The sequence below is a fragment of the Pseudomonas sp. CFBP 13719 genome, from assembly GCF_014842095.1.
Taxonomy (GTDB): domain Bacteria; phylum Pseudomonadota; class Gammaproteobacteria; order Pseudomonadales; family Pseudomonadaceae; genus Aquipseudomonas.
On the sequence record NZ_JACYVB010000010.1, the window covers coordinates 30,266 to 57,122 of the forward strand.

General features: G+C 63.0%; 24 protein-coding genes. 14 read left to right on the plus strand and 10 right to left on the minus strand.

Features of this window, described 5'->3' with window-relative positions:
* Positions 1-232: 232 nt before the first annotated feature.
* Together IFT57_RS23490 and IFT57_RS23495 are read right to left on the minus strand one after the other, a co-directional pair.
* Positions 233-727, minus strand: a complete 495-nt coding sequence (locus IFT57_RS23490) for a DUF1543 domain-containing protein (RefSeq protein WP_192152845.1) — start codon at positions 725-727, stop codon at positions 233-235.
* Positions 728-822: 95 nt separating this feature from the next.
* The gene (locus IFT57_RS23495) at positions 823-1,758 is read right to left on the minus strand and encodes an alpha/beta fold hydrolase (RefSeq protein WP_192152846.1); all 936 of its coding nucleotides are present in this window, start codon (positions 1,756-1,758) and stop codon (positions 823-825) included.
* Positions 1,759-1,851: 93 nt separating this feature from the next.
* Between IFT57_RS23495 and IFT57_RS23500 the strand changes: the two genes are divergently transcribed.
* The gene (locus tag IFT57_RS23500) at positions 1,852-2,436 is read left to right on the plus strand and encodes a CGNR zinc finger domain-containing protein (RefSeq protein WP_192152847.1); all 585 of its coding nucleotides are present in this window, start codon (positions 1,852-1,854) and stop codon (positions 2,434-2,436) included.
* Positions 2,437-2,443: 7 nt separating this feature from the next.
* Here the strand turns inward: IFT57_RS23500 and IFT57_RS23505 are convergent, their stop codons facing one another.
* Positions 2,444-3,847 carry a heavy metal sensor histidine kinase gene (locus tag IFT57_RS23505; protein ID WP_192152848.1) on the minus strand — a complete coding sequence of 468 codons (1,404 nt, stop codon included), beginning with the start codon at positions 3,845-3,847 and terminating at the stop codon, positions 2,444-2,446.
* Positions 3,820-4,515, minus strand: a complete 696-nt coding sequence (locus tag IFT57_RS23510) for a heavy metal response regulator transcription factor (protein WP_122478529.1) — start codon at positions 4,513-4,515, stop codon at positions 3,820-3,822. Before IFT57_RS23510 ends, IFT57_RS23505 begins: the two co-directional genes overlap by 28 nt.
* A 222-nt stretch (positions 4,516-4,737) precedes the next feature.
* Between IFT57_RS23510 and IFT57_RS23515 the strand changes: the two genes are divergently transcribed.
* The 3 genes from IFT57_RS23515 (at position 4,738) to IFT57_RS23525 (ending at position 7,166) form a co-directional block, all read left to right on the plus strand.
* Entirely contained in the window at positions 4,738-5,343 is a 606-nt protein-coding gene (locus IFT57_RS23515; protein ID WP_192152914.1) for a hypothetical protein, read from the plus strand.
* Between the two features lie 436 nt (positions 5,344-5,779).
* A complete protein-coding gene (locus IFT57_RS23520) occupies positions 5,780-6,403 on the plus strand; it encodes a cytochrome b/b6 domain-containing protein (RefSeq protein WP_192152849.1) in 624 nt (207 codons plus the stop codon).
* The gene (locus tag IFT57_RS23525) at positions 6,396-7,166 is read left to right on the plus strand and encodes a molybdopterin-dependent oxidoreductase (protein WP_192152850.1); all 771 of its coding nucleotides are present in this window, start codon (positions 6,396-6,398) and stop codon (positions 7,164-7,166) included. The genes IFT57_RS23520 and IFT57_RS23525 overlap by 8 nt, the downstream gene beginning before the upstream one ends.
* Positions 7,167-7,636: 470 nt before the next feature.
* On the opposite strand, the gene IFT57_RS23530 is transcribed toward IFT57_RS23525, so the two are convergent.
* From IFT57_RS23530 to IFT57_RS23540, 3 genes are all read right to left on the minus strand, one after another.
* Entirely contained in the window at positions 7,637-8,602 is a 966-nt protein-coding gene (locus tag IFT57_RS23530) for a methyltransferase (RefSeq protein WP_192152851.1), read from the minus strand.
* A 16-nt stretch (positions 8,603-8,618) separates the two neighbouring features.
* Complete coding sequence (locus tag IFT57_RS23535; RefSeq protein WP_192152852.1) at positions 8,619-9,980, minus strand: iron-containing redox enzyme family protein; 1,362 nt, start codon at positions 9,978-9,980, stop codon at positions 8,619-8,621.
* An 86-nt stretch (positions 9,981-10,066) separates the two neighbouring features.
* A complete protein-coding gene (locus IFT57_RS23540; protein WP_342030375.1) occupies positions 10,067-11,584 on the minus strand; it encodes an MFS transporter in 1,518 nt (505 codons plus the stop codon).
* Positions 11,585-11,688: 104 nt separating this feature from the next.
* Between IFT57_RS23540 and IFT57_RS23545 the strand changes: the two genes are divergently transcribed.
* From IFT57_RS23545 to IFT57_RS23585, 9 genes are all read left to right on the plus strand, one after another.
* Entirely contained in the window at positions 11,689-12,741 is a 1,053-nt protein-coding gene (locus IFT57_RS23545; protein ID WP_192152853.1) for a LacI family DNA-binding transcriptional regulator, read from the plus strand.
* A gap of 816 nt (positions 12,742-13,557) precedes the next feature.
* Positions 13,558-14,589 carry a GDP-mannose 4,6-dehydratase gene (gene gmd / locus IFT57_RS23550; protein WP_122795594.1) on the plus strand — a complete coding sequence of 344 codons (1,032 nt, stop codon included), beginning with the start codon at positions 13,558-13,560 and terminating at the stop codon, positions 14,587-14,589.
* Between the two features lie 43 nt (positions 14,590-14,632).
* The gene (locus IFT57_RS23555) at positions 14,633-15,787 is read left to right on the plus strand and encodes an outer membrane beta-barrel protein (protein ID WP_192152854.1); all 1,155 of its coding nucleotides are present in this window, start codon (positions 14,633-14,635) and stop codon (positions 15,785-15,787) included.
* A 26-nt stretch (positions 15,788-15,813) separates the two neighbouring features.
* Positions 15,814-16,320 carry a polysaccharide biosynthesis/export family protein gene (locus tag IFT57_RS23560; RefSeq protein WP_122478517.1) on the plus strand — a complete coding sequence of 169 codons (507 nt, stop codon included), beginning with the start codon at positions 15,814-15,816 and terminating at the stop codon, positions 16,318-16,320.
* A gap of 1 nt (position 16,321) precedes the next feature.
* On the plus strand, positions 16,322-18,544 hold the full coding sequence (locus IFT57_RS23565; protein WP_122478515.1) for a GumC family protein: 2,223 nt from the start codon (positions 16,322-16,324) through the stop codon (positions 18,542-18,544).
* A 114-nt stretch (positions 18,545-18,658) separates the two neighbouring features.
* The gene (locus tag IFT57_RS23570; RefSeq protein WP_122478513.1) at positions 18,659-20,053 is read left to right on the plus strand and encodes an undecaprenyl-phosphate glucose phosphotransferase; all 1,395 of its coding nucleotides are present in this window, start codon (positions 18,659-18,661) and stop codon (positions 20,051-20,053) included.
* Between the two features lie 14 nt (positions 20,054-20,067).
* Complete coding sequence (locus IFT57_RS23575) at positions 20,068-21,426, plus strand: lipopolysaccharide biosynthesis protein (protein WP_122714742.1); 1,359 nt, start codon at positions 20,068-20,070, stop codon at positions 21,424-21,426.
* Entirely contained in the window at positions 21,423-22,370 is a 948-nt protein-coding gene (locus tag IFT57_RS23580; RefSeq protein ID WP_122795595.1) for a glycosyltransferase family 2 protein, read from the plus strand. The genes IFT57_RS23575 and IFT57_RS23580 overlap by 4 nt, the downstream gene beginning before the upstream one ends.
* Positions 22,371-22,398: 28 nt before the next feature.
* Positions 22,399-23,682: a hypothetical protein gene (locus tag IFT57_RS23585; RefSeq protein ID WP_122795596.1), complete on the plus strand. Its 1,284-nt coding sequence runs from the start codon at positions 22,399-22,401 to the stop codon at positions 23,680-23,682.
* On the opposite strand, the gene IFT57_RS23590 is transcribed toward IFT57_RS23585, so the two are convergent.
* Positions 23,666-24,709: a glycoside hydrolase family 5 protein gene (locus tag IFT57_RS23590; RefSeq protein ID WP_342030376.1), complete on the minus strand. Its 1,044-nt coding sequence runs from the start codon at positions 24,707-24,709 to the stop codon at positions 23,666-23,668. The two genes, IFT57_RS23585 and IFT57_RS23590, sit on opposite strands and share 17 nt — an antisense overlap.
* Positions 24,710-24,890: 181 nt before the next feature.
* Here IFT57_RS23590 and IFT57_RS23595 point away from each other — a divergent pair, with 181 nt between their 5' ends.
* Complete coding sequence (locus IFT57_RS23595) at positions 24,891-25,625, plus strand: WecB/TagA/CpsF family glycosyltransferase (protein WP_192152855.1); 735 nt, start codon at positions 24,891-24,893, stop codon at positions 25,623-25,625.
* Between the two features lie 68 nt (positions 25,626-25,693).
* Here the strand turns inward: IFT57_RS23595 and IFT57_RS23600 are convergent, their stop codons facing one another.
* Positions 25,694-25,906, minus strand: a complete 213-nt coding sequence (locus tag IFT57_RS23600) for a hypothetical protein (RefSeq protein WP_122795599.1) — start codon at positions 25,904-25,906, stop codon at positions 25,694-25,696.
* 93 nt (positions 25,907-25,999) lie between these two features.
* Positions 26,000-26,674 (minus strand): histidine phosphatase family protein, encoded by a 675-nt coding sequence (locus IFT57_RS23605; protein WP_122795600.1) that lies wholly within the window; start codon positions 26,672-26,674, stop codon positions 26,000-26,002.
* Between the last annotated feature and the right edge of the window lie 183 nt (positions 26,675-26,857).

The following is a 26,857-nucleotide window of genomic DNA, read 5'->3' on the forward strand; positions in this document are numbered from 1 at the left end:
ATAGCGTTACGGCTGATCCACCGCGGCGCTCTTTTCGCGGCCACGGACCGCTCCTACAGGGTGTGAGTGAACCTTTGTGGGAGCGATCATCGGCCGCGAAGGGCGCATTGCGTTACGGCTGATTCACCGCGGCGCTCTTTTCGCGGCCACGGACCGCTCCTACAGGGTGTGAGTGAACCTTTGTGGGAGCGGTCATCGGCCGCGAAGGGCGCACCGCGGTCCGACTGATGTTCTACGGCAGCACGATGTATTCATTGCGCTGTTCGATGCCTTGATGAGGCCCCTCGACCAGGTGCACGTAACGACCGCCGACCTGGTCGATCGGCACGCAATCGTCCACGTCCAATACGGCGTCGGTATGGGGCTGGCGCCAGTCTTCGAGGCACTGGCGGCGGGCGCGATTCTTGGCCTCCCTAGCCGTGTGTGCCACCACCAGCGAATAGTGGTGCGCTTCGCCGAACGAGCGCGCCTCGTAGCCGCCAAGGTTGATCACATACAGCCGCGGCATGCCGGCGCTGGGCGCCAGCGGGCTGAACTCGACCTTCCACTGTTCGACACCGTCCACCGCCATCCAGGCATCGACGTGCAAACCTTTCTGACTGCCGAACCAGTCTGCCCTCAGCTGCGGATAGGTCGCTTCGAGCGAGTCGGCGACGACGCAGGCGATGTCGTGCACTTCGATGCGTGCCTTGGGGTGCTTGCCGCCAAGCAGAACGACGTAGAGCATGGATGGGGGTCCTTGGTGGGAGGTGCTGGTACGACAGCATCCTGCCACCTATTGCTCATACCGTCTCGCTCGGCGGCGCGTTCGCCAACGACCCCTCAACGAACGTTCTTGTCGAGAAACTCGCGGATCACCGGAATGATCTCCCGGCCATGGGTTTCCAGAGCGAAGTGGCCGGTGTCGTAGAAGCGAATGTCCGCTTGGGGCAGGTCGCGCTTCCAGGCCTGCGCACCGGCCGGAAGGAAGAACGGGTCATGCTCGCCCCACACTGCCAGCAGGGGCGGCTGGTACTGGCGGAAGTAGTCCTGGAAGGCCGGGTACATCGCCACGTTGGAGGCGTAATCCAGCACCAGGTCCAGCTGGATGTCGGCATTGCCGGGCCGCGAGATCTGCAGGCCTTCCAGCGTGTAGCCGTCCGGCGAAACCGCGCTCGGGTCGCTGACGCCTTCCAGGTACTGCCATTTGATCGAGGCCGGTGTCGGGAACTCCTGCAAGGCATCGCGATGCTCTTGGGTGGGCTCGCGCCAGTAGGTCTGGATGGGTGCCCAACCAGCGCCCAAACCTTCCTCATAGGCGTTGCCGTTCTGCGAAATGATCGCACTCACGCGTTCGGGGTGAGCCACGGCCAGACGCCACCCTACTGGAGCACCGTAGTCGTGGACCATCAGCGCGTAGCGGTCCAGCTCGAGCTGCTCGGTAAACTGGCCGATGGTCTGCGCCAGTTGGCTGAAGGTGTAGGCGTATTGGCCTCTGACGGGTGCTTCGGTGAAACCGAATGCAGGCAGATCCGGCGCAATCACATGGTAGCGGTCGGCCAGTTGCGGAATCAGGTCGCGGAACATGAACGAGGAAGCGGCAAAGCCGTGCAGCAGCAGTACCGTAGGCGCATTCGGATTGCCGGCTTCGCGATAGAACACTTTGACATCCCCGACCTGTTCGTGACGGTAGTGCACGGTGCTGTCGGAATGGGCATTCGGCGCCGCGGTGGTCAGCAGCGAGGCGGCAAGTGCGGCTGCAGATTTCGAAATAGTCATGACGGCTCCTTGAGTAACCCTTAATTTGTGTGTTTGAAGGTTACGGATGATTTTGGTAACCTGTCAAACTATTTTTATAAGTTACGGTGCGTCATGGATCTCACCCTTACCACGCCCGACACGTTGTTCGTGGCCGACAACCTTGCGCTGGATTTCATCAATACCGAATACGGCGTGGGCGATCAGCAGCACGATTGCCTGCGCGACGACGAGGACGTACTGAAGTGGCTCGAGGCTGCCGGCCTGCCCGCGCGACATGACCAGACGGACACTGCGCGCGGGCTATTGACCCAGGCCCGTGCGCTGCGCGCGTGTGCCAGGGCATTGGTGAGCGCCGCGATGACCGGCGCAGAAGCCGACCCTGGCGTGGTCAACCAGGTCCTCGAGGCCGGGCGCCCGGTCAGCCGCGTGCAGTGGAATGGCGCCGCTCAGGCGTTTCGCATCGAGGCCGAGCCGAGGGATGCCGGCTCGGCAAGCCTGCTGTGGCCGGTGGCCGACGCTCTGGTCAGCCTGGTCACCGGGGACAGGTTCGCGTTCGTTCGGCAATGCGAAGCCCATGACTGCGTGCTGTTCTTTCACGACCTGAGCAAGTCCCATCGACGCCGCTGGTGCAGCATGGCGACCTGTGGCAATCGCATGAAAGTGGCGGCGTTTCGGTCCAGGCAGAAACCCCAATAGACTTGTTTCAGTGGCTTCCCAGCGCCGGGAAATGCAGCGCAAAGCGGATGCGTCCGGGCTGCGGTTGGGTCACGCTGGCCTCGCCGGCATGCAGCTGCATGATCGCCGCGACAATGGCCAGTCCCAGGCCATTGGAGTCCGAATTCTGCTGGCGCGACGCGTCGCCTCGGTAGAAGCGATCGAACAGGTTGCTCAGCGCCGAAGGCTCCAGCGCAGGGCCCTGATTCTCTACCACGATCACGCATTGCCCCTCTGCCGACTCGACACTGATCAGTGCATCGCTGTGCGGGTCGGCGTAGCGGATCGCGTTGGCGACCAGGTTGCTCAACGCGCGCCGCAACAGCAGCGGGTCGGCGTGAAGGGTGGCGTCGCCCGAGATCAGCAGGCGGATCTTTCGCTCTTCGGCGAGCCCTTCGAAATAGTCGGTGACCCGCTCCAGCTCGTCGTGCACCTGCAGCGGCTGACGCTGCACCACCGCCTGGGCGTCGTCGGCGCGCGCCAGGAACAGGATGCTTTCGACGATGCGCGAAATACGCTCGAGCTCCTCCAGATTCGACGCCAGCAGTGCCTGGTATTCGTCCGCACTGCGGCCCTGGCGCAGGGCGACCTGGCAGTGCCCCATCAACGAGCCCACCGGGGTGCGGATCTCGTGGGCGAGGTCGGCGGAGAACTGGGTCAGCCGCTGGTAGCCCTCGGCCAGGCGATCAAGCATGGCATTGTAGGCTTCGCTCAACTGCTGCAGTTCGACCGGCGTGTTGTCGCTGCTCATGCGGCTGTGCAGGCGTGCCGGGGAGATGTCGGTGGCGTGCGCCGCCATCTCGCGCAGTGGCCGCAAGCCGCGGCGCAGCAGCACGAAGCCGAGCAGCGCGGTGAGTAGGAAAGCCATGCCCACGGCCAGGTAGATCCGTTGGCGAAACTCGCCGAGCATGGCCATCTCCTTGACCATGATGTGCGCAGCCGTGAGCTTCACTTCGCGGCCGCCGGAGGTGGTCAATACGCTCGCGGCCCGCAACGGGATGCCCGAAGGTGCCATTCCGGTTCGCAGGTCGGCGCTGCCGGGGACGGCGTCATGGCCGACCGCAGGCAGTGAGGGCAGGGTCGCGTGCAGCGGATTGACCTGAATCACCGGTGGCTGACCGGTCTCGGCAATGACGAAGATGTCGTCTTCGCTGCCGAGCATGTTCTGGAAGATCTGCGGGCTGCTCGACAGCTTGTCCAGGGTCAGGTCGTAGTGCAGCAGTTTGCGGAAGTGGTCGAGGCGCCCGAGCACGGCGTTGTCGCTGCGCTGCAGCACCGACGCTTTCATCGATTCGTACAGGTACCAGCCGGCGCCGGCCACGGTGAGCATGGCCACCAGAGAGAAGGCCAGGGTCGAGCGCAGGGTCAGGGAAGGTTGGCGTCGGCTTCGCATGCCCGCACCTCGCAGACGTAACCGATGCCGCGCACGGTGTGGATGAGCTTGACCGGGTAGGGCTGGTCGACCTTGCTGCGCAGGCGCTTGACCGCAACGTCGACGACATTGGTATCGCTGTCGAAATTCATGTCCCATACCTCCGAGGCGATCTGGGTGCGCGAAAGTACGTCGCCTTCGCGACGCAGCAGCAGGTGCAGCAGGGCGAACTCCTTGTTGGTCAGGGTGATCACTTCCTGTTGCCGAGTCACCCGGCGCCGCAGCAGGTCCAGTTCGAGGTCGGCGAGGTGGAAGCGATCGGCCTCACGGGCGCCGCCACGACGCAGGATGGTGCGGATGCGCAACAGCAGTTCGGTGAACGAAAAGGGCTTTACCAGGTAGTCGTCGGCGCCCAGTTCCAGGCCACGAATGCGGTCTTGCAGCTGGTCGCGGGCGGTCAGGAACAGCACCGGTACATTCTGCCGCGCGCGCAGCACCTCCATGATCTGGAAACCGTCGATGCCGGGCAGCATGACGTCGAGTACCAGCAGGTCGTAGGGGTTTTCCAGCGCCAGGTGCAGGCCATCGGCGCCGTGCTGCGCCCAGTCGACGTTATAGCCGGATTCGCCGAGGCCCTTTTTCAGGTACTCGCCGGTCTTGGTGTCGTCTTCGATCAAGAGGATATGCATCGATCAGGCTCGCTCGGGCGTTCACGGTTGCCGTTGAGGGTTTGCGGCGGGTGGGTTCGCACAGCGCAGTCTAACCAAGCGGCGCGGCGCTGTCGGTTACATTACTGTCATTGAGGCGCATGCCGCGCGAATGACAGAAATGTCATCGAGCGGTCATGCGCGCGTGCGGGTTGGTGGCCGAGGATGGGGGCACACCTACCGCAAGGAGTCGTACCGATGAAGATCAAAACTGCCCTGTCGACCACCCTCGGCACATTGCTGCTCGGCGCCGCCGTGATGGCTTCGGCTGCAGACATGCCGGTGGTCAAGCCGATGCGTGGCACGGTCGATGGGCTGGACAACAATACCTTGTCTTTCACCACCCGCAGCGGCGCGCACCAGACCATCGGCCTCACCGACAAGACCGGCATCCGCCTGGTCTCCAAGGCCAACATCGACTCGATCAAGGCTGACAGCTTCATCGGCTCGGCGGCTACGCCCCAGGCAGACGGTACGTTGAAAGCGCTGGAAGTGACCGTGTTCGAACCCAGCCTGAAGGGCAGCGGGGAAGGGCACTACGGTTGGGAAAACGCTGACGGCACTACCGGTACCATGACCAACGGCACGGTGGGCAAGCTGGCCCAGGCCAATGGTCGGACCCTGACCGTGAACTACAAGGGCGGCGAGAAACAGGTCGTCGTGCCTGAAGATGTGCCGATTGCCTATGTCGAAGCCGGCAAGTCTGAGCAACTGGTGAAAGGCGCCAAGATCGTCGTGTTCCCTGCCGAAGACGGCAAGATCGCCCGTGGCGTGGCCGTAGGCAAAGATGGCTTCCAGCCACCGATGTAACCCGCGCCGTACCCGCTCAGTCACCGCGTCAATGTGGGAGCGGTCATCGGCCGCGAAGGGCGCACCGCGGTATATCTGATTCTCCGCGGCGTCCTTTTCGCGGCCACGGACCGCTCCCACAGGGGATTGGCGCATCCTGCCCCTTGTGGGGGCGGGTCTCTGCCCGCGAAGGACGCACCGCAGTATGACTGTCCCACCGCGGCATCCTTTTCGCGGGCAGAGCCCGCTCCCACAGGGGGTTGGCGCATCCTGCTCCTTGTGGGGGCGGGTCTCTGCCCGCGAAGGACGCACCGCGGTATGCCTGATTCACCGCGGCGTCCTTTTCGCGGCCGTGGACCGCTCCTACAGGGGGTTGGCGCATCCTTCCCCTTGTAGGAGCGGTCATTGGCCGCGAAGGGCGCGGTGGTGTGTTTCTTTGACATGGGAGGGCCATTCCATGGCCGTGCGTCGCATACATTCACTGACGGTACGCCTCACCCACTGGATCAATGCCTTCGGCATGACCTGCATGTTCATGAGTGGCTGGGGCATCTACAACGCTTCCCCACTGTTCGCGTTCCGTTTTCCGCCCTCGTTCACTCTGGGTGGTTGGCTGGGCGGCGCGATAGCGTGGCATTTCGCGGTGATGTGGCTGTTGGTTATCAATGGCCTCATCTATGTCCTCTACGGATTGATCAGCCGCCACTTCAAGCGCGATTTGCTGCCGATCACCCCCAGCGCGGTCAAACGCGACTTGCGTGATGCGCTGCGTCTGCGGCTGATCCATGAAAAGGGCGTCTACAACGCCGTACAGCGTTTGATGTACTGGCTGGTACTGGCGGCCGGGGTGCTGATCCTGGTATCCGGGGTAGCCATCTGGAAGCCCATCCAATTCCAGGAACTGGTAGCACTGCTGGGCGGCTACGATTTCGCCCGCTACGTCCATTTCGCCGCCATGTCTGCCATCGGCGCCTTCACTGTCGTGCACCTGGCCCTGGTGCTGCTGGTGCCCAGGACGCTGCCGCCGATGATCACCGGCGGGGTTAGGCCTTCGACCACCGGGAAGAACGATCATGAATGAACCCAAACCGCGCCGGGTTGCCCCGATAACGCTGGAACCCGCCCAGCGTAGCCAGCTCGAAAGCCTGCAACGTCGACACTTTCTGCGCGGCGGCCTTACCGTCGGCGCCATGGCGATGCTCAGCGGCTGCAATCTGCAGGATGGCGATCAGGTCGACAAGGTGCTCTGGGCCATGTCGCGCTGGAACGATCGGGTGCAAGCCTGGCTGTTCAATGGCCAACGTCTGGCGCCTACCTACAGCAAGGCGCAGATGACCCAACCCTTTCCGTTCAACGCTTTCTACAGCGAGGACGACATCCCGGACATCGACGTGCCGGGTTACGCCCTGGCGGTATCCGGCCTGGTTCGCGACAAGGCGTCGTGGACACTCGAAGGCCTGCGCAAGCTTCCGCAGCAGACAGACATCACCCGGCTGATCTGCGTCGAAGGCTGGAGCGCCATTGGCCAGTGGGGCGGGGTGCCGCTGAAAACCTTCCTCGAGCACATTGGCGCCGATACCACAGCCAAATTCGTCGGATTCAAGTGCGCCGACCGCTACTACTCGAGCCTGGACATGCGCACCGCGCTGCACCCACAGACCCTCCTTGCGCTGGACTACGCCGAAGTGGCGCTGCCGCCTGAATACGGCTATCCGTTAAGAGTCCGGGTGCCGACCAAGCTGGGCTTCAAGAACCCCAAGCACATCGTCGAGATCTTCGTCAGCAACGACTACCCCGGCGGCTACTGGGAAGACCAGGGTTACAACTGGTTCAGCGGCATCTAGCAGCGCGCATCCCCCTGTAGCAGCGGCGCAAGCCGCGTCGGCGGTGAATGCGCTCCGCCTGACACACCCCAGTAAACCCGGACGCGGCTCGCGCCGCTGCTACAGTTGTCCTAGCAGCGCGCACCACCCTGTAGCAGCGGCGCAAGCCGCGTCGGCGGCAGATGCGATCCGCCTGACATACCCCAGTAAACCCGGACGCGGCTCGCGCCGCTGCTACAGTTGTCCTAGCAGCGCGCACCACCCTGTAGCAGCGGCGCAAGCCGCGTCGGCGGCAAATGCGATTCGCCTGACACAAAGCAGTGAACCCGGACGCGGCTCGCGCCGCTGCTACAGTTGTCCTAGCAGCGCGCACCACCCTGTAGCAGCGGCGCAAGCCGCGTCGGCGGCAAATGCGATTCGCCTGACACAAAGCAGTGAACCCGGACGCGGCTCGTGCCGCTGCTACAGGGCTTTGCAAAACCATCGGAAGGTCAGGTTCTGGTGACGGTGAGGACCACGGCGGCGATTCGTTCGGCCTGGCGATACCCAGGGGTGTCCAACTCTTCACCGAATACGTCCGGGTCCACCTCTTCGTAGGTCCATTGAAACCCTGGTACGTCCACCAGCGGCTGCACCTGGCTCAGAAACAAATCGACGCCTGCCACCGACGGTGCGCCGGTGTACAGCAGCAGACTGCCGCCAGGCCCCAATCGACCTAACGCCTCGCTGGCGATGCGTACCGACAAGGCCGACCCCAGTTCGCTGCCGCCATCACGGTAGGCCCGCGCCTGGGGATCCTGCATGTAGGGAGGGTTGGCAACGATCAGATCGAAGTCCCCGCTGGTGCCCTGCAGCACGTCGCTGTGCCAGGCCGCTACATTGGTGACGCCCGCGAGTGCTGCATTGACCGCAGTGAAACGCAACGCTGTAGGATTGATGTCGACCGCCTGAACCTGCGCCTCGCGGCACGCCAACGCAATCAGAATCGCACCCGCGCCGCTGCCGCAACCGATATCGACCGCACTACGGATCGGCTGCCTGACCTCGCGCAGGTGCTTCTCGATGGCCCGTGCAAAACGATAGGTATCGGGCCCAAAGAAAACCGAATCGTGGGCGACGGTCGGATAGGCCGAGTGAACAAACAACTGTCCGCCCAGGCTGGACCAGCGCACCTCGCTGCGCAGCAGCCCCGACTGCTCGCTGACGATGGCATTTTCCAGCAACGCCGCCGTCTCCACTTCAGGCAACAGGTCGGATGCGAACGGGCGACTCCAACCGAACACGTCACGCAGGTCCCGGGCGATCGAGTTGTCAGGCCGCTCGTTGTTGCGCTGATGGGTCAGTGGCGTCACCGTCACAAAGCGGTAGCCGTCTGCTTGCAAGCGGCGCCCCAACTGGAGCAGCACCTGGTCCAGTTCTGCCGCCTCCACTGCTGGGCAAGCATTCGCCTGGGTCATGTCAGATCCTCGCACCTCAATATTCATGGCTCAGCACCCCTTCGCTCAGCCGCTCAGTGAACGCGCGGGTCGCTTCCAACCCCTCGGGCGATGCGTGCAGGGACGGCGACATCTTGCGGATCAGTGCCTGGGTCGACTCCGCGGGGCTGGTCACGCCAGTGGGATTTGCCACACCGGGTGCACGCCGACGGAATCGTGCCCTGAAGGGGTTGCTGGCGCCGGACTGATCGTCCAGCCAATCGCCGGCGATCCAGTCCTTGAGCAACTGCCGTTCGTAACCGTTGAACACGCCGAACATGGGCGCTCCCGGCCCATCGAGCATCTGCCAGAAACGGCTGGCCTCGGGGTCCTGGTGTCGCTTGATCCAGCCCTTGTTCTCCAATGCGGTCAAAAAATCGCCGCACTGGCCGGGCTTGGCCAGCCACTCGTTGACGGTCCGGCCTTCGAGGCGGCAGTAGTCTGAATGCATGTATTGGCCAAAGCCGCGCTTGCGCTCCAGCATCTGCACCACTTCATGGTCCAGATCGAAGCCGTCGATCACTGCGGCAGAACCGATACCCAGGTCATTGAGGTTGTAACCTGCCCGCAGCCTCTGCAGAAACGCAGCGTTGTTCGCACCGCCCGGCAGCATATCGAGAACAGCCGCTACCGCTTTGTGCGCATGCCCGGTACCGGCGTTGTCGATGGTCACGTGCAAGGTGAAATAGTAAGGGTCGATGCCCAGCTCGTTCAGTTCGAACGCAGTGATCAGCAGGTGCAACGGCAGTTGCTCGTAGCCCAGGTTGTAGCCGATGACCTCGGGCAGAAAGTCCTCGATGGCTTGCCCCAAGGCCAACTGAATGGCTCCTTGCAGGTACAGCTCGTCGGCCAGCTCGTGGGTCGCCAGGCAGTCGTGCTCGGCCAGCAGCGCGCGGTACAGCGTGACGTGGTTGAGCGAAGGATCGCCGTCGCCCAACTCTTCCAGGTAGGTGCGGATCAGCCCGTGATAGCGCCAGTCCGCGGCATGCTTGACGGTGCCGAACAACCACGCGCCATCCACCAGCTTGCTCGGCGCCACCTGCTGCAGAAAATACAGCGCGTGGGCCTTGTTGCTGAAGAACCGTCGGGGCGCACCGGCATGGCGCAGCTCCAGATACTCGGCATACTGGCGGCCCACCGCCGCGGCATTTTCGGCCACCCACTGCAACAACTGCGCAGGGTCCGCGGGCATCGGGCACGGCAACTCGGCCGCCAGCGCCAGTTGTTCTTCGAGAAACTGCTTCACCAGACCTGGCTCGGTGGCGTCGGGCTCGTCGAGCAGCGACCGGTAGAGCGGCAGGGCAGTGCGCTCGGGCCTGGCCCCCGAATGCGGAAGACCAGTGGATTCAAGCGGGATCATGACAGCACCCATCGTGTTTTTTGTGTCTGGTTTCGAGTGAGTCCGCCTGCAGAAATTCACCCGGACCGACGAACCGCCCGCACCGATCATGCCGCCTGGCTGTGGGTATGCCCATGGCGATGCAGCGCCACCCAGATCACTACGCTGAGAACCCCGATCAAGGTCGCCGCCGATCCCAGCACGAGGTTATGCGAAGTGCTGAACGCGGCTTGGCCAGCGGCGACCAGCTCGGCAGCCTGTGGGCCACCCAGCGCTTTCGCTGCGCTCATGGTTTCGCCGATCGAATGCCGGGCCGTCTCCGCAATAGCCAGGGGCAGACCTTCGGGCAGCTGGATGGAGCGAGTGTAGCCACTGCCCAGGACGATACCGAACCCGGTGATGCCCAGCCCTGTGCCCAGGTCATAGCTGGTGGCTTCGAGCGCGCCGGCCGAGCCGGCCTTGTGCGGCGGGGTACTGCTCATGATCGCCACCGACGACGCCGTTAGGCCAATGCTCAGGGACAGGCCCAGCACCACCAACAGACCGACCACGGCCCATCCGCTGTGGTGCAGGTCAGCCATGGCCAGCCCTGCCAGGCTGGCGCTGGCAGCAGCCAGCGACAGGCTGCCGACCCAGCGCAGGCCGATGGCGCGCAACAGCAGACCTGCCATCGGCCCGCCGACCGCCGAGGCGATCATCAAGGGCAACAGAAACATGCCGGCCTGGAGCGGGGTCTGGCCCAGAACGAATTGCAGCTCCTGGGCCAACATCAATTCGACCCCGGCCAGTGCGCCCATTACCACCAACGCCATGACCACGCCTGCGCTGATCGCCGGTGAGCGGAACAGGCTGAGGTCCAGCATGGGTTGTGCCGCGTGCAGTTGCTTGTGCCCGAACCAGCCCAGCATGGTCAGGCCGAGCAGCGCCGAAGCGGTAGTGAGGGACGCCGAACTGCCGGGTTTGAACCCGGACTTGAGCGCATAGACGGTGGCCATGATGCCCAGCATCAGAATCAATGCCTGAGCGATGGTCCAGTTGCCGTTGCCGGTGATGGAGGTGCGCGGGACATGCTTGAGCACCAGCGGCATCACCACCAGCATCACCGGCACATTGACCAGGAACACCGCACCCCACCAGAAGTGCTCCAGCAGTGCGCCGCCCACCAATGGCCCGATGGCCGCACCTGCCGAACCGGTGGAACCCCAGATGCCCAGCGCCAGGGCGCGCTCGCGCTCGTCGTCGAAGGTCTGGCGGATGATCGCCAGGGTGCAGGGAATGATCATCGCCGAGCCAAAGGCCATGAACGCGCGGGCGGCGATCAGCGCCGCCACGCTGGGCGAGAAGGCCGCAAGTACCGAGCCGAGGCTGAAGATGCACAGCCCGGTGATCAACAGCTGACGGTGGCCGATCCGATCGGCGAGGGTACCCATGGGGATCAACAGGCTGGCCATGATCAACGGGTAGATATCGATGATCCACAGCACTTCGGTGCCAGTGGCCTGCAGCGCCAGGGTCAGTGAAGGGACCGCCACGTGGAGGATGGTCACATCCAGCACCACGGGCAGAAACACCATCATGACCGCGACCAGCACCCACCAGCGTTTTGCAGATTGAGACGACGACACGGGACTTCCTTGAATTATCGAACGGGCCGCAGGTGCAGCGCCCCGGCACGCGCTGATACCATCACGCCATTGATCCTGAAGCAAGCTGAGGCACGCGGCACACCATGACGGCAAAGCAACCGGGCAGCAAGGGACGCAGTACCCGCGGCACCACCCTGGTGGATGTCGCGCGTCTGGCAGGCGTGGCGCCGATGACCGTCTCGCGCTATCTGAACGCGCCAGACGCGGTGCGCGAGGAAACCCGGCTGAAGATTCAGCAGGCCATCGTCCAGACCGGCTACGTGCAGAATCGCCTGGCCAGTTCCCTGGCGAGCAATCGCAGCCGCCTGGTCGCGGTGGTGTTGCCTATGGTGACCAACCCGCTGTTTTCCGACACCTTCCAGGCAATCAACGAACGCCTGATGCAGGCAGGCTACCAAGTGCTGCTCGGCGTTTCCGGTTACCAGAGCGAGCAGGAGCAGCAGCTGCTCGATGTCATCCTCAGCCGCCGCCCCGACGGCATCATCCTCACCGGCACCCTCCACACCCGGGCCAGTCGCGAGCGCCTGCGCGCCGCGGGTGTACCCGTGGTGGAGACCTGGGACCTGACCGACGATCCCATCGACATGCTGGTGGGCTTTTCCCACGAACGGGTGGGTAGCGATGTTGCGCAACGCCTGCTGCGACTGGGCTACCGTCGATTTGCCTTGCTTGCGGTGGACGATCCGCGCGGATTGCGCCGCGCGCGCAGCTTGCTCGACGCCCTCGCGCAGGCGGGTATCGACGATGTTCAACAGCAGATCTTCGCAGGCTTGCCGACCCTGGAGCAGGGCCGGCGCGGGCTCGAGACGCTGCTCGAGTACGATCGGCTTGACCCGCAGACGCCGCCATTGATGGTGGTCTGTACCTCCGACACCCTGGCCCATGGCGTGCTCACCGAAGCGGCTGCGCGCGGATTGCCGGTGCCCGAGCGACTGGGCGTGATGGGCTTTGGCGACATGAACTTCGCCAGCCATACCTTTCCGGCCTTGTCCACGGTGCGCATCGACGGTGCACACCTGGGTGCCTGTGCGGCTGACCTGTTGCTGCGGCGTCTGCAGCATTCCGAACAAGTAGACGGGATCGTCGATATCGGCTTCTCCCTCGTCGAGCGGCAGACCACTCGCGCAGTGTCCTGATTCAACACAGCTGGAAGTCTTCTGCGTCTGCCGAAGCGACCGAAACCGATCTGAAGGGGTGGTTTCAGTAACGCACCCACGGTGCCTCGTCTTGGCACAGCGCTGCGCCAGCAAGTCAAGGCCCGTACCGATGCGCTGATTCAGGAGACGCGCTAAGTCGGTTTACTGGCGGTTGTGCCATCGCGAACGGCCGGGGTCCTGGCGATATGGCCGCAAACCTGTTTCGTGCGCGTTGCACAGTGTTCGGCGGACAATGGGTGCAGCCCTCGGCCACTGGGGGCTGTAGCGTGTCGATCGTCGGGCGGTGGGCAATTTCGCCAATGAACCGTCGCTTTGCGCTGGCGATTTGCCATACAATGTGGCCATTAGCTTCATTGACGCCAATAAAATTGACGAAATGGGCCTGCAGATATTTGGCGCCATCAATCCAGTTTGCGTAAATTATTGATTTATAAGCACTTTATACAAAAATACACCTCTGACAATTTATTTACATGCGGGTGATAGCACTCGGCTTGCACTGACGGACTTCTGCCACCTAGTATCACCTCGCCTTACCGATGCCGCCCCAGAGTCGGCACTGACAAACAGCGACCTTTTGGTCGCACGAGATCGCCAATGCCTCGGTCACACCGCCTCGTTCCAGCGCCATTGAGCACTGAATGAGGCGTGTACCTGTTTTTTTGCTCCGATGCTGCGTTTAACCGACGTCCGGACTGAACCTTGTCGCAATAGCTTGTCCAAGGTCAGCTTCGCAGGATGTGCCGTTGGCGTTGCACCGGTCGTTGTTGCTTACCAAAGACTCTGGAGATTTGCATGAAAGCGATTGTCACCGGTGTAACCGGCCAGGATGGAGCCTACCTGACGCAGCTTTTGCTGGAAAAAGGCTACACCGTCTACGGTACCTACCGACGCACCAGTTCGGTGAACTTCTGGCGCCTGGAAGAGCTGGGTGTCGCTACCCATGCCAACCTGCACCTGGTCGAGTACGACCTGACCGACCTGTCGGCCAGCATTCGCCTGCTGCAGAACACCGAAGCCACCGAGGTCTACAACCTTGCGGCGCAGAGTTTCGTCGGCGTGTCTTTCGACCAGCCGTTGACCACGGCCGAGATCACCGGGGTAGGGGTGGTCAACCTGCTCGAAGCGATCCGCATCGTCAACCCGAAGATCCGCTTCTACCAGGCGTCTACCTCGGAAATGTTCGGCAAGGTGCAGGCGATCCCGCAGATCGAGAGCACGCCGTTCTATCCGCGCAGCCCGTACGGTGTCGCCAAGCTCTACGCCCACTGGATGACCATCAATTACCGCGAGTCCTATGGGCTGTTCGCGACCAGCGGCATCCTCTTCAATCACGAGTCGCCACTGCGCGGCCGTGAGTTCGTGACCCGCAAGATCACCGACAGCGTGGCCAAGATCAAGCTGGGCAAACTCGACGTGCTCGAACTGGGCAACCTCGACGCCAAGCGCGACTGGGGTTTCGCCAAGGAATACGTGGAAGGCATGTGGCGCATGCTGCAGGCCGACGAACCCGACACGTTCGTGTTGGCGACCAACCGTACCGAAACCGTGCGCGATTTCGTCAGCATGGCGTTCAAGGCGGTGGATATCAGCCTGGACTGGTCGGGCAAGGATGATGCGGAATGCGGCACCTGCCGCGCGACCGGCAAGGTGCTGGTCAAGGTCAACCCGATGTTTCACCGTCCGGCCGAAGTCGATCTGTTGATCGGTGACCCGGCCAAGGCGCGTGAGATACTGGGCTGGCAGCCGCAGACCAGTCTCGAAGAGCTGTGCCGAATGATGGTCGAGGCAGATCTGCGACGCAACGAAATCGGCTTTTCTTTCTAGGCGCCCTTGGCGTCTACCCCGAATCACGGCAGTGGGAATGGATATGAATAAACAACAGTGGATGGCATGCCTGGCGCTGGCGCCTTGGCCCTTGAGCGCTTGGGCGTTGGAACCGGCAAAAGTCGAGCTTGGTCCCGTGAACTTCACTCCGACTCTGGAGATAAGCGAACGCTACGACGACAACTTCCGTGCAGTGGATCGCAATGAGGACGCGTCGTGGATCACCTCGGTCAAGCCGACCCTGTTGTTTACCCGCGAAACCCGTAACACCGGCTACAAGTTCCGCTACTCGGCCGACAGCCAGACCTACCTGGACCACGCCGACGCCAGCCACATCGACCACGACGCCGAGCTGGGCGGTATCTGGGCGTTCGATTCGCGCAACCGCCTGGACGCCACGCTGGACTACAAGCGCGGTGAAGAGACCGTGGATTCCGCCGACGCGCGGGAAAACGACAAGTACACCCGCCAGGGCGGTCGCCTGAAGTACACCTTCGGCGCGCTCAGCGCGTTGAACCAGATCGAGCTCGGTGGCGGCTATCGTCAGCAGCGTTATCGCAACGCCGACGGCATCAACGATGACAAGGAATACGACGCCACCAGCGTCACTGGCACCTGGTTCCACCGTTTGGGCGGCAGCACCCGCGCCCTGGTCGAACTGGACCACGTCGACTACGACTACCTGGACTTCGATCGTCGCAACAGCAAGGGCAACCGCGTGCTGTTCGGTATCGACCGCGATGTCACCGCCAAGCTCAGCGGTACCGCCCGTCTGGGTTACGAGCGCAAGGATTTCGAAAGCTCGCAGAGCAACGACTACGGCAGCGGCACCTGGGAAGTGGGCATGGACTACAAGCCACGCACCTATTCCACCATCTCGGTCAACATGCGCCGCGCCTTCGACGAAGGTGACGACGGTGCCAACACCGTACACGTGACCAGCAGCCGCCTGGGCTGGCGCCACAGCTGGTCGTCGTTCTTCGCCACCGATGTCAACTATCGCTATGCAGATCGCGAGTACCTGGGCACGGGCGGTCGCGACGACAAGCAGAACGCCGCCGGCGCCGAGATCATCTACACCGCCAGCCGCTGGGCCGAGGTTGGCCTGGGCTACAGCCGCGTCGACAACAACTCGAACGTGAACAGCGAAGACTACGTTCGCAACATCTACCTGCTCAGCCTCAAGCTGTCCCTGTGAACTCAACCCAAAGGGGAGAAGCCACCATGTTCAAGCATGCATTGATTGTCGTACTGGCACTGTTCAGCCTGGGAGCCCAGGCCGATGCCTACAAACTCGCTTCGGGCGATGTCATCCGGGTGTCCGTACTGGGTGAACCCGATCTGACCAACGAAGAAGTCCACCTCAACGATTCCGGTACCTTTTCCTATCCCTTTCTCGGCAACGTGAAAGCCCTGGGCAAGACCACCGACGAGATCGAACGCGTCATCACCAAGGGTCTGAGCGGTGATTACCTGAAAGATCCGAAAGTGACCGTGAGCGTGGTCGAATACCGCCCCTTCTATATTGGCGGCGAAGTCAAGGCGCCGGGTGGGTATCCCTACAAGCCGGGCCTGACCATGGACCGTGCCATCGCGCTGGCCGGCGGCCTGACCGAGCGTGCTTCGGTCAACCGCATCAACATCAATCGCGGCGGCAGTGCCAAAGCGGCCCAATTGGCAACACCGGTAGAACCGGGCGACACCATCACCATTGACCAGGGGTTCTTCTGACATGAGCCAGATTGCCGTAAGAAACAGCCAGGGCGTTGCTCCCTGGCAGGCTGTGCCCGCGTCAGAAGAACGCGATGCGCTGGATTCGCGCAAACTGTGGCGTACGCTGTGGCGTCGCCGCGGCATGATCCTCGGCGTGTTCGCGGTAGGCACCGCCGCCGCCGTGATCTACGCGCTGAACATGACCCCGACCTATCGCTCCGTCGCCACTCTGGTCATCGAGCCCAGCGGCAACCAGGTCATCACGTTCCAGCAGACGCCGGACCGTCCCGATCCCAACAGCGATTACCTGCAGACCCAGATGGGCCTGATCCAGAGTCGCGAAGTGGCCGAGCGCGCCGTGCGCGAGCTCGACCTGTCGCACCACGAGGAACTGGACCCACGGCAGAAGCAGTCGCGCCTGGCCAAGATCAAGGCCCAGCTGTCCAACTGGCATGCCGACTGGTTCCCGCAGAGCTGGCACCAGGAGCTCAACTACACCGAGCAGCAGGCGTTCAACAGCGCCGTGATGGAACTTCGCCAGCGCACCAGCGTGACCGTCGTGGGCAAGAGCCACCTGGTCAGCATCGGCGTGACCATGGCCGATGCCGAAACCGGTGCGGCCACCGCCAACGCCCTGGCCCAGGGTTACCTGGCCAGCCGGCAGAACTCGCAGCAGCAGGAGTCGCTGACCGCCAGCCGCTGGATGAACACCCGCATGGTCGAGCTGCGTACCCAGTTGCAGCAGGCTGAAAGCAAGTTGCAGGCTTATCGCGACGGCCAGGGCCTGGTCGATGTCGGCGGCGTGGCTACCATCACCGCCAACGAACTGGCCCGTACCAGCGACCGTCTGGTCGATGCGCGCCGCGAACGTGCCGATGCCCAGAGCCAGTACCGTCAGGTACAGGGTCTGTTGGCCCGCGGTGGCAACCTGGACCTGTCCAGCGTGCCTGCGGTCATCAACAACCCGGTGATCCAGCAGTTCCAGGCCGTGGCCGCCACTGCCCAGGCGCGGGTCGACGAGTACAGCCAGCGCTACGGCGACAAGCATCCGCAGATGGTTGCCGCACGCTCCGAACTGCAAGCCGCCCAGGCCAGCTTGCGCAGCCAGGTCAGCCAGGTCGTCGCCGGCCTGCAGCACAACTATCAGTTGGCGCAGGACAACGAGAACTCGTTGCGCTCCTCGTTCAACACCAACAAGCAGGAAATCCAGGACATCTCCCGCAAGGAGTTCGCCCTGCGTGAACTGCAGCGCGATGTCGACAGCAACCGTGACGTGTACAACACGTTCATGACCAAGCTGCGCGAAACCATGGCGACTGCCGACCTGGTCTCGGGCAATGCCCGCGTGGTCGACCCTGCCATCGCGCCGCTGTTCCCGACTACGCCGCGCAAGGCCATTCTGGTAGTGCTGGCCGCGCTGCTGTCGCTGATCGCCGGTTGCGCCATTGCCCTGCTGCGTGAAGCCCTGAACAACAGCTTCAAGAACAGCGCCGACGTCGAGCGTGCCCTGCAGCTGCCGGTACTGAGCGTGGTGCCGTTGCTCAAGCGCCGCAACCGTTCGCGCATCCACCGCCAGTTCGAGCGCAACGACGACGCGGCATTCGCCGAAGCCGTACGTACCCTGCGCACCGGCGTGATGCTCAACGACGACGATGTACGTCGCAAGACCCTGGTCCTGACCTCGACCACTCCGGGCGAAGGCAAGACCACCCTGGCGATCAATCTGGCCGGTGCCATGGCCCGCGTCGAACGCGTGCTGTTGGTGGAAGCCGACCTGCGCCGTCCGAAAGTGGCAACCAACCTGGGCCTGGACGCTCAGCACATCGGCCTGGCCGAGTTGCTGGCGGGCAAGGCGGGCGTCGATGACTGCCTGCAGACCATCGGTAGCCTGGACGTGATCTGCGCCGGTGAAATGCCGTACAACCCGCAGGAACTGCTGGCCAGCACGCGCATGCAGACTTTCCTGGAGTGGGCACGCCACCGCTACGACCGCGTGATTCTGGACACCCCGGCCAGCCAGTCGGTGAGCGACGCAGCACTGTTGTGCGGCATGGCCGATTCGGTGATCTACGTGATCAAGTCCGAAGCCACCAGCATGCCGCTCGTGCGCAAGAGCATCGGCCAGCTGTTGCAGACCGGCGCGCCGATCACTGGTGTGGTCCTCAACCAGGTGTCGCGTCCCGAACCCGGTCAGCGTCGCGACCACTACTATGACTACCTGCCGGCAGCCCCGGCCCAGTAAACCTTTCCGACCTTGCAGCCGCGCCGCTCTCCCTTCGGGGTGAGCCGTGCGCACGGCTGGTCGCGTTACGGAAAATGCCCAACCACGCCGCACTTGTCTGCAGAGGATACATCTATGATTGCGCCTCGCTTGCACCCGATGGTAAATCGTCGGGGCCTGACGTTCTGGACCATGTGGCTCGCGGGTGCCACCCTGGCATGCGCGCTGACATTCAGTGTCCTGTACGCACACTTCAACGAATTCCCGCCCCAGTATCGGGTCCTGATGATGATCGGGGTTCTCGCTTCGGTCCCCGTCTACAGTTTCCTGCACGTCTACCACAAGCGCCTGAACTACCTCAGCGGCCTGTTGCGCCTGCTCGGCGGCTGGCTGACCCTGGTCGCGGCCCTGGCCGTGGTCATCTGGCTCAGTGGCAGCCCGCAGACGCTGGCGCCCGGCATGGCCGTCAAGCTGATCGCCTACGGCTTCCTCGCCCAGGCGGCAACGTTCATCCCGCTGCGCTTCCTGCTCAACCGCCACAACCAGCGCCTGAAGAACGAGCGCAAGGCCGTGATCATCGGCGCCGGTGAACTGGCCGGCAAGCTGGCGCGCCAGCTCAAGCCGCGCGTACCAGTGCTGGGCGTGATCGCGCCCGACGCCGAAGTCGACGCCGACTGGGTACCGGTGCCGGGCGTGCCGCACCTGGGCGGTTTCGACGAACTGCGCGACATCGTTCAGCGCGAGCAAGTGCGTCGGGTGTACATCGCCCTGCCACTGGATCGCATGGTGCAGATCGAATCGATCTACGTCGACCTGCTCGACCTGGCGGTGGACGTGGTCTGGGTGCCGGACTTCGGCAGCATGATGCTGCTCAACCAGTCGATCTCGCAGATCGAACAGTTCCCGGCCATCTACCTCAACGAAACCCCGCTGAGTTCGCACCCTGCTGCGGCCATGGCCAAGGACCTGATCGACCGCAGCCTGGCGCTGCTGGCGATCATCGCCCTGGCACCGGTGCTGATCAGCTGCGCAGTGGCGGTCAAGCTGTCCTCGCCAGGGCCGGTGTTTTTCCGCCAGGGTCGCGACGGTTGCAACGGCACCGTGATCCACGTCTACAAGTTCCGTTCGATGCGCATGCACGACGACCAGGAAGTGAAGCAGGCCACCCGCAACGATTCGCGCGTCACCCGCGTCGGTGCGTTCCTGCGTCGCTCTTCGCTCGACGAGCTGCCGCAACTGATCAACGTGCTGCGCGGCGAAATGGCCCTGGTCGGTCCGCGTCCCCACGCCATCGCCCACAACCATTACTACTGCGACAAGTTGATGGCCTACATGGCACGTCATCGCATCAAGCCGGGCATCACCGGTCTGGCCCAGGTCAGCGGTTTCCGTGGCGAAACCGATACCCTGGACAAGATGCAGGGGCGCCTGGAGCGTGACCTGGCCTACATCAATCACTGGTCGCTGTGGCTGGACATCAAGATCCTGATCAAGACCCCGTTCACCCTGTTCTCACGGAACATCTATTGAGCCCGGAGGCTGGGATGGAACACGATTTGAGCCAGGGGCCGGCACCGGCCCCCGGCCTCATTCAACAGCTGCGCCAGAACCGCATGGTGCGCAATCTGGCGACCGCGCTCGGCGGCTCCGCCGGCGCGCAGCTGATCAACCTCGCGCTGATCCCGGTGATCATGCGTATCTACGGCCCCGAAGCGTTCGGGGTGGTGGGTACCTTCCTCAGCCTGACGATCATTCTGATTCCGGCTTGCAGCCTGACCTGGTCGATGGCCATCGTCCTGCCGCAGACCCACCGCGACGCCAGCGGACTGGCCAAACTGGCGACTGTGGTCGCCTTGCTGGTTTCCATACTGGTTGCCGGCGTGCTGTTGTGGTGGGGGCCGATGCTGGCCGAACGCTGGAACCTGTCACTGCTCACCCCATATCTGATGCTGCTGCCGCTGGTAATGTTCAGCTCGGCGGTGCTCGAAGTGCTGCAGCAGTGGCTCTATCGCCATGGTCGCTATCGCCTGACCGCCCGTGCCGCCACCAGCCATGCGCTGGTGTACAACGGCATGCGCAGTGTCGGCGGCCTGTTCAACAACAGCGCAACCATGCTGGTGGTCACCAGTGCCCTGTACTACGTGGTGCACAGCCTGCTGATCCTGATCGGCATGGCCATGAGCAAACCGGCCCCGGCCGAGGTTGCCGAAACCGACGAAGCGCCGCGCAAGACCCTGCGCCAACTGGCCAGCGAATACCGCGACTTCCCACTTTTCCGTGCTCCGCAGGTGTTGATCAACGCCTTGTCGGTGCACATGCCCACACTGGTACTGGCCTCGCTGTTCGGCGCCATACCGGCCGGCTATTTCGCCCTGTGCCTGCAAGTGCTGGCAATGCCCAGCAACTTCATCGGCAAGGCCATGGGCAGCGTCTTCTACCCGCGCATCGCCGCCGCAGTCCATGCGCGTGAAGCGGTGGTCGGCCTGCTGCTCAAGGGCGTCGGCGCGATGACGGCGATCGGCTCGGCGGGTTTCCTGATCCTGGTCATTGCCGGGCCCTGGCTGTTCACCGTGGCCTTCGGTGCCCAGTGGCACGAAGCGGGCGAATACGCGCGCTGGCTGGCCCTGGCGGAATTGGCCCGGTTCGCGGCGATGCCGTGCGAAGTGGCCATCCCGGCCTTGCGCCTGCAGGCCTACTTCCTGGGCTTCGAAGTCTTCGCGACTTCGCTGCGCTTCGGCGCGGTGGCCCTGGGCGCCTTCTGGGGCGGCTCGGCCCTGGCGGTGGTGATGGCCATCGCGGCGGCAAACATTTTCATCTATCTGGCGATGCTGTCGATCGTCGTATTCAAGGCGCGTGCCTGGCAGAACCGCCAGCGTGGCACTCTACAGGAGGCTGAAGCATGACCAGATCCAATAATGACGTATGCGCGATCATCCTCAACTGGAATGGCGCCGATACCACCATCGACTGCATCCGTGCTCTGGACGCGCACTGCCGCGTTCCGGTCGTGGTGATCGACAACGATTCCAAGGACGACAGCGTGTCGCGCCTGAAGCAGTTCCTCAATGACTCGACCGGCCCGGACGTACGGGTGATCGACGAGCGCGCCGCCGGCAGCTATGACACACCGCACGAGCGCGTACTGATCGTCAACGAAGGCAACCACGGCTACGCCGGCGGCAACAACGTGGGCATCGACTACGCGATACGCGCAGGCTATCGCTACATCTGGCTGCTCAACAACGACGTGACCGTCGAGGCCGGTGCGCTGGAAGCGCTGCGCGATACCCTGGAACAGTCGCCCAAGTGCGGTTTCTCGGCGTCCGTGCTGGTGTATTCGGACCGGCCACAGGTGGTCCAGTGCGTGGGTGGCGGAATGCTGTTCCCCTGGCTGGGCAAGACCAAGCTGATGGGCAAGAACCTGGATCGCACGCAACTGGCCACAGCGGGCCTGCCCGAGCCCGACTACCTGATGGGCGCCAGCCTGATGGTGCGCCGCGAGGTGATCGAAGAGGTCGGCATGATGGACCACCGCTACTTCATGTACTCCGAAGAAGTGGATTGGGAGCGTCGCGCTGCCGCCGTGGGCTGGCATGGTCGTGTCGCTCTGAACAGCTTCGCTCGCCATGGCGACAGCGGCAGCACCCGTGGGCGCAGCCACATGTTCCACTTCTATCGCAACCGCGCGGCCATCATGTACAACAAGCGCTTTCATTCGACCGCGTGCACCTTCGTCTCGGCGATTGCGCTGGGCGCGATCACCGTGCTGCAGAACCGCGGCAGTGCCAAGAACATCAAGTTCGGCATCAAGGGCATCACCGAGGGCTTGGCGTTCAAATGGCGCTGAGTGATCTATCGTCCACGAGGTAACGGACATGCTCCAGGCTTTGTTCAATCCGCGCACGTTGCTGTGCCTGCTGGTGGTGGTCAACTCCGGCTTCGTTTTTCTGACCGACAACAAGCTGGCGGGGCTGCCGTACCTGCGTGAGCTGTACCTGGCCGGTGTGGTGGGCGCAGCGGTGTTGTTGCTGGCCATGTGGCAACGCCCGTGGCAGTCGCGGGCCAGTATGTGGATCCTGTTCATGGGCGTGGCCCTGCCGGTGATGTCCGCACTGTTCTCCTGGTATCACTTCGAGCAGCCGCTGTTCTACGGCCTGCTCGAAGAGCGCCGCAACTTCCTCTACCTGCTGTTCTTCCCGGCCTTGTACCTGATGTTGAAGGCACAACCGACCCAGGAGCAGCTCGAGCGCTATTTCCTGATCGGTGGCCTGGCATGCGTCGCGGTAGGTTTTCTCTACTACTTCAAGATCGTCCCGGAAAACGCCGCGGTCGCGTTCAACGTCGACGAGAAGGACTACGGCCTGAACCCGTTGCGTCCGGATCGCTTCAGCATTGGCGGGTCGTATGTGTCGCTGTGCGCGATGATGCTGATGTACCGCCTGCGCCGTCGTATCGAACTGGTCCCGGTGCTGTTGCTCGGCCTGTTCGCCGCCTACCTGTGGCTGGTTCTGCAGACGCGTAACACGATGCTGGTGTGGACCCTGGCGGCGTTGTGGATCTTCCGTGCGCACCTGCATGTGCTGGTCAAGCTGGGCCTGGCAATGATCGTGGTGGGCGGGATCGCCTACATGGTGATGCCGGCGCCGTTCGAAGCGCAGTACGAGCGACTGATGGCCCTGGTGCAGGAAGCGACCGAGCCGGGCGGGGTGCGTGCCGATACCACGGCGATCATCCTGCGTGACACCGCGGCTAACTGGTACGTAGGGATGGGGGCGTTGTCGCTGCAGTGGCAGGGCGGGTTCTCGCGCCTGTACAGCTCGTACTTCTACCTGTCGGACGTGGGCTTGCTGGGCGTGCTGTATCGCTACGGCTTCATCATGCCGCTGATCATTCTGGTGTACTTCGTCGGATTCTGGAGAATCAGCCGTCAGTGCCGCAACAAAGGCGACCTGCTGGCTGCCTTCGTCCTGGACATGTGCTTCAACCTGATCAATCTGTTCCTGTCGCCGGCCATGATGTACGACGGCAACATCGCAGCGCTCGCGGTTGCGGCATTCGTCTATTACGGTCAGGTGAGGGTGCCGGCATCGCAACCGGCCGATCGTCCGCTGGGACGACCGGCCGGCCCCATGGGACTGCCGATCAGGTCGGGCCGATAGCCTTGCACTTCGGCTCTTTCAGGTACCTGCCCATGACCGACCATTGAGGACGCGCCTTGCCGTTGATCGGCTCGACCGCCATGAAGTAGCCACCCCAGTAAGGGCCGCTCGACCAGTAGGTGAGCGGCATGCACTGCAGGGCCAGGTACTTGTGCAGCCGCTCGGCCGCGTCCAGCCAGCGCGGGTCATTGTCAGGAACGCCGAACTCGCCGATGTGGCCTTTCTTGCCATTGCGCTTGAGCCACTCGACGAAGGGTTTGGCCCGGTTTACCCCGATATCCGGATCCCATTTGCCGGAAATTCGATTCTTGTAGTTACCACTGCCGTCGGGATCGATGTAGATATGCGCGGAAAAGATCAGCTTGTTCGACGGGTCCTTGAGTTTGAGCAACTCGTCGTTATAGTGCGGCCAGCGTTCGGCACTGGCCCACGAGCGGCCCTCGACGTAGATCGGACGAGTCTTGTCGATGCTGCGTATGGCGTCGATCCCAGCCTGCGCCGCGGTCGGCCAGATGGCATCGGATTCGTCGTGCGGCTCGTTCATCAGGTCGTAGCCGGCCAGCGCACTGTAGGGGCTCCAGCGGCGGGCCATCTGAGTCATGAGGTTCTTGTAGTGAGCCACGGTGACTTCCTTGGTGCCGATGATCTTGCCGCGGTAGCGCCCATAGTTATGCACGTCCAGGATCACTTGCATGTTCGCCTGTGCAGCCTGCACCAGCATCTTGTCGATCAACTTGGCATAGGTCGGGTCGAATGCCCCACCCAGCGTGGGCTGCAAGCGCTCCCACTTGAGCGGGAAACGCACGCTTTGAATGCCACGACGCTTCCAATTGGCAAAGAAACCTTCGCGCGGAAAGAAATAGTGCGTACCTTCCACGCCCGGAAACGCATTCTCGGAGAACTCTGCCCCCGATACGTTGATCTGAACCATCGGCACATCCGCGAATGCGGCGCCCGAGCCCAGCACCAGCGCCATCGCCGCACTCAGCAGTGCACGACGAGAACGAGATGGGTGGAGTTGAGGCACGAAAGGTACTGCGCGCCCGGAATCTGCACGTGAATACAACCTTTTGCTGTTCATTGGCTCAGCCTATGGATGGAAACCAGTCAATTACCATGCTTCAGACGAATAAGCCGAATCGTCCAAGCTCCCGCAGCCTTTCTATGGCGCTGCATTAACGCATTCTAGAACTGATAGGACGGCCTGGATGAAAGTTTTTGGAATAGATTTTTACAAAGGTGACCAAACGCACTTGATCCGTGCCATCAAGGGCGACGTGAACAAGCCGTTTGGCTACGTGGTTACCGCCAACGTGAACCACGTTGTGCTGCTTGAAAACGACTCGGTTTTTCGCAACGCCTACGACGCGGCGGCCTACCGGGTCTGCGATAGCCGGGTACTGATGCCCGTGCTGCGCAAGTTCGACGCCGGTGTACCGGAGGCCATTCCCGGCAGCACCCTGACCGTGTCGGTGATGGACGAAGCCCAGCGTGAAGGCTGGACCGTAACGGTCGTCGGTTCGACCACCGATGTGCTGCAGGTGCTGGCACAGCGCTACCCGGCGGTGACGTTCCTGCACTACAACCCGCCGATGGGCTTTATCGACAACCCTGCAGAAGTGGAAGCCACCCTGCAGTTCGTCGAACAGCACCGGGCGCAACTGGTGATCATGTCGGTCGGTTCGCCGCGCCAGGAACTGCTGTGCAAGATGATCGCCGACCGCGGTCGTGCCCACGGCGTGGGCCTGTGCACGGGCGCTGCGCTGAACTTCCTGTCGGGCAAGGTGCAGCGCGCGCCGATGTGGGTGCAGAAGCTCTCACTGGAGTGGCTGCACCGCATCCTCAGCGAGCCGCGTCGCCTGGCAGGGCGCTATTGGCACGACGGACGGCGTATCGTGCCGATCATCGCGCGGCAGTATTCGCAGCAGCGGCACAAGCCCTGAAAACCACAAAGCCACCCAAGGGTGGCTTTGTCGTTCTGCATTCTAGGGTTTTGCCTGCGGCAGGCGCCTTAGCGCTTGCCCATGGAGCGGCGGGTACCGTTCGGCGCGCGGCCTGGGGTCTTGTCGTGGTTCGACTTGCCGGCGCCAGGGTAACGCGCCGCTTCCTTGGCTGCGAAGGCACCGGGCTTGAACGGGAAGGTGAACGCCGGGATCGCTGCCTGGCTGTCGAGCTCGGCGTCCTGGACGATCGGATCGGCATCGGGGTGTTGACTGACAGGCATGGTGACTCCGGGGCAAGCACGTTGAAAGGGAGGGGCAGTATACCCGAGCCTCCCTCGCAACGCTTGGTGCCGCTCACACGACCCTGGCAGTGGTCAGGCCGGGCAAGCCGTATGGCCGTTGTCCAGGCCCTGCTTGACGTTGCGCGAGAGCAGGCTGGCCTTGCCGTCGTGCCAGGTCAGGGTCAGCACGTAGAGTGAATCGAAATCGCCGGACTCCCAGTCGTCGGTGATGTTCATCTTCTGACCTACGGCGCGGCCGGCCACCTCGTTGATCAGCTCTGGCAGGTACCCATGCGACCAGGCCGTATAGATGACTGCATTGTGGTACTTGTCGCGCATCAGCTCCTTGGCCAGGTCCTGGGTGTCGTTGGCGCCGTACTCGATGTTCACCGGCAGGCCGAGCTTGATGGCGCTGGGGCTGATGGTCATCAGCGGGCGCAGGTAGCTGTAGGATTCGTCGTTCTCGCCTTCCTCCACGTGCCGGCCAGGGTCGGCGGCGAACACGAAATCGGCGTTGCCGAACCGCTGGGGCAGCACCTCTGCCAGGTTCAGCGCGCGATTGAGGCCCTGGCAATTGAGTTGGCCAAGGCCACCGGCGGGTTTCTCGGCGTGGCGCAGGAACACCAGGGTCTGCGTGCCATCCACTGGAGCCGCACGGCTGTCGCTGATTTCGAAGGCAAGGAAAGAACAGGTACCGGCCAGCAGCACGGCGGGCAATGCGTAGTAGTAGCGTTTCAACTGCCGGGCACAGTTGCTCAAAGTTTTCATAGGATGGGTCTTGAACTCTCTTTGGGTTAGCTGACACACCCGGCCAATGCGTGCTGCGTGCAGCCGCCTGGGTCTCCCTGTCTTTGTTTTTCCTGCCTGTTATCCTGTGGCAGGGGCGACTCTCTGAGTGTCATGTTGCCTTTAGGTTCGGCACTTGTGCCAATCAAGATAGTGGCATTTTGT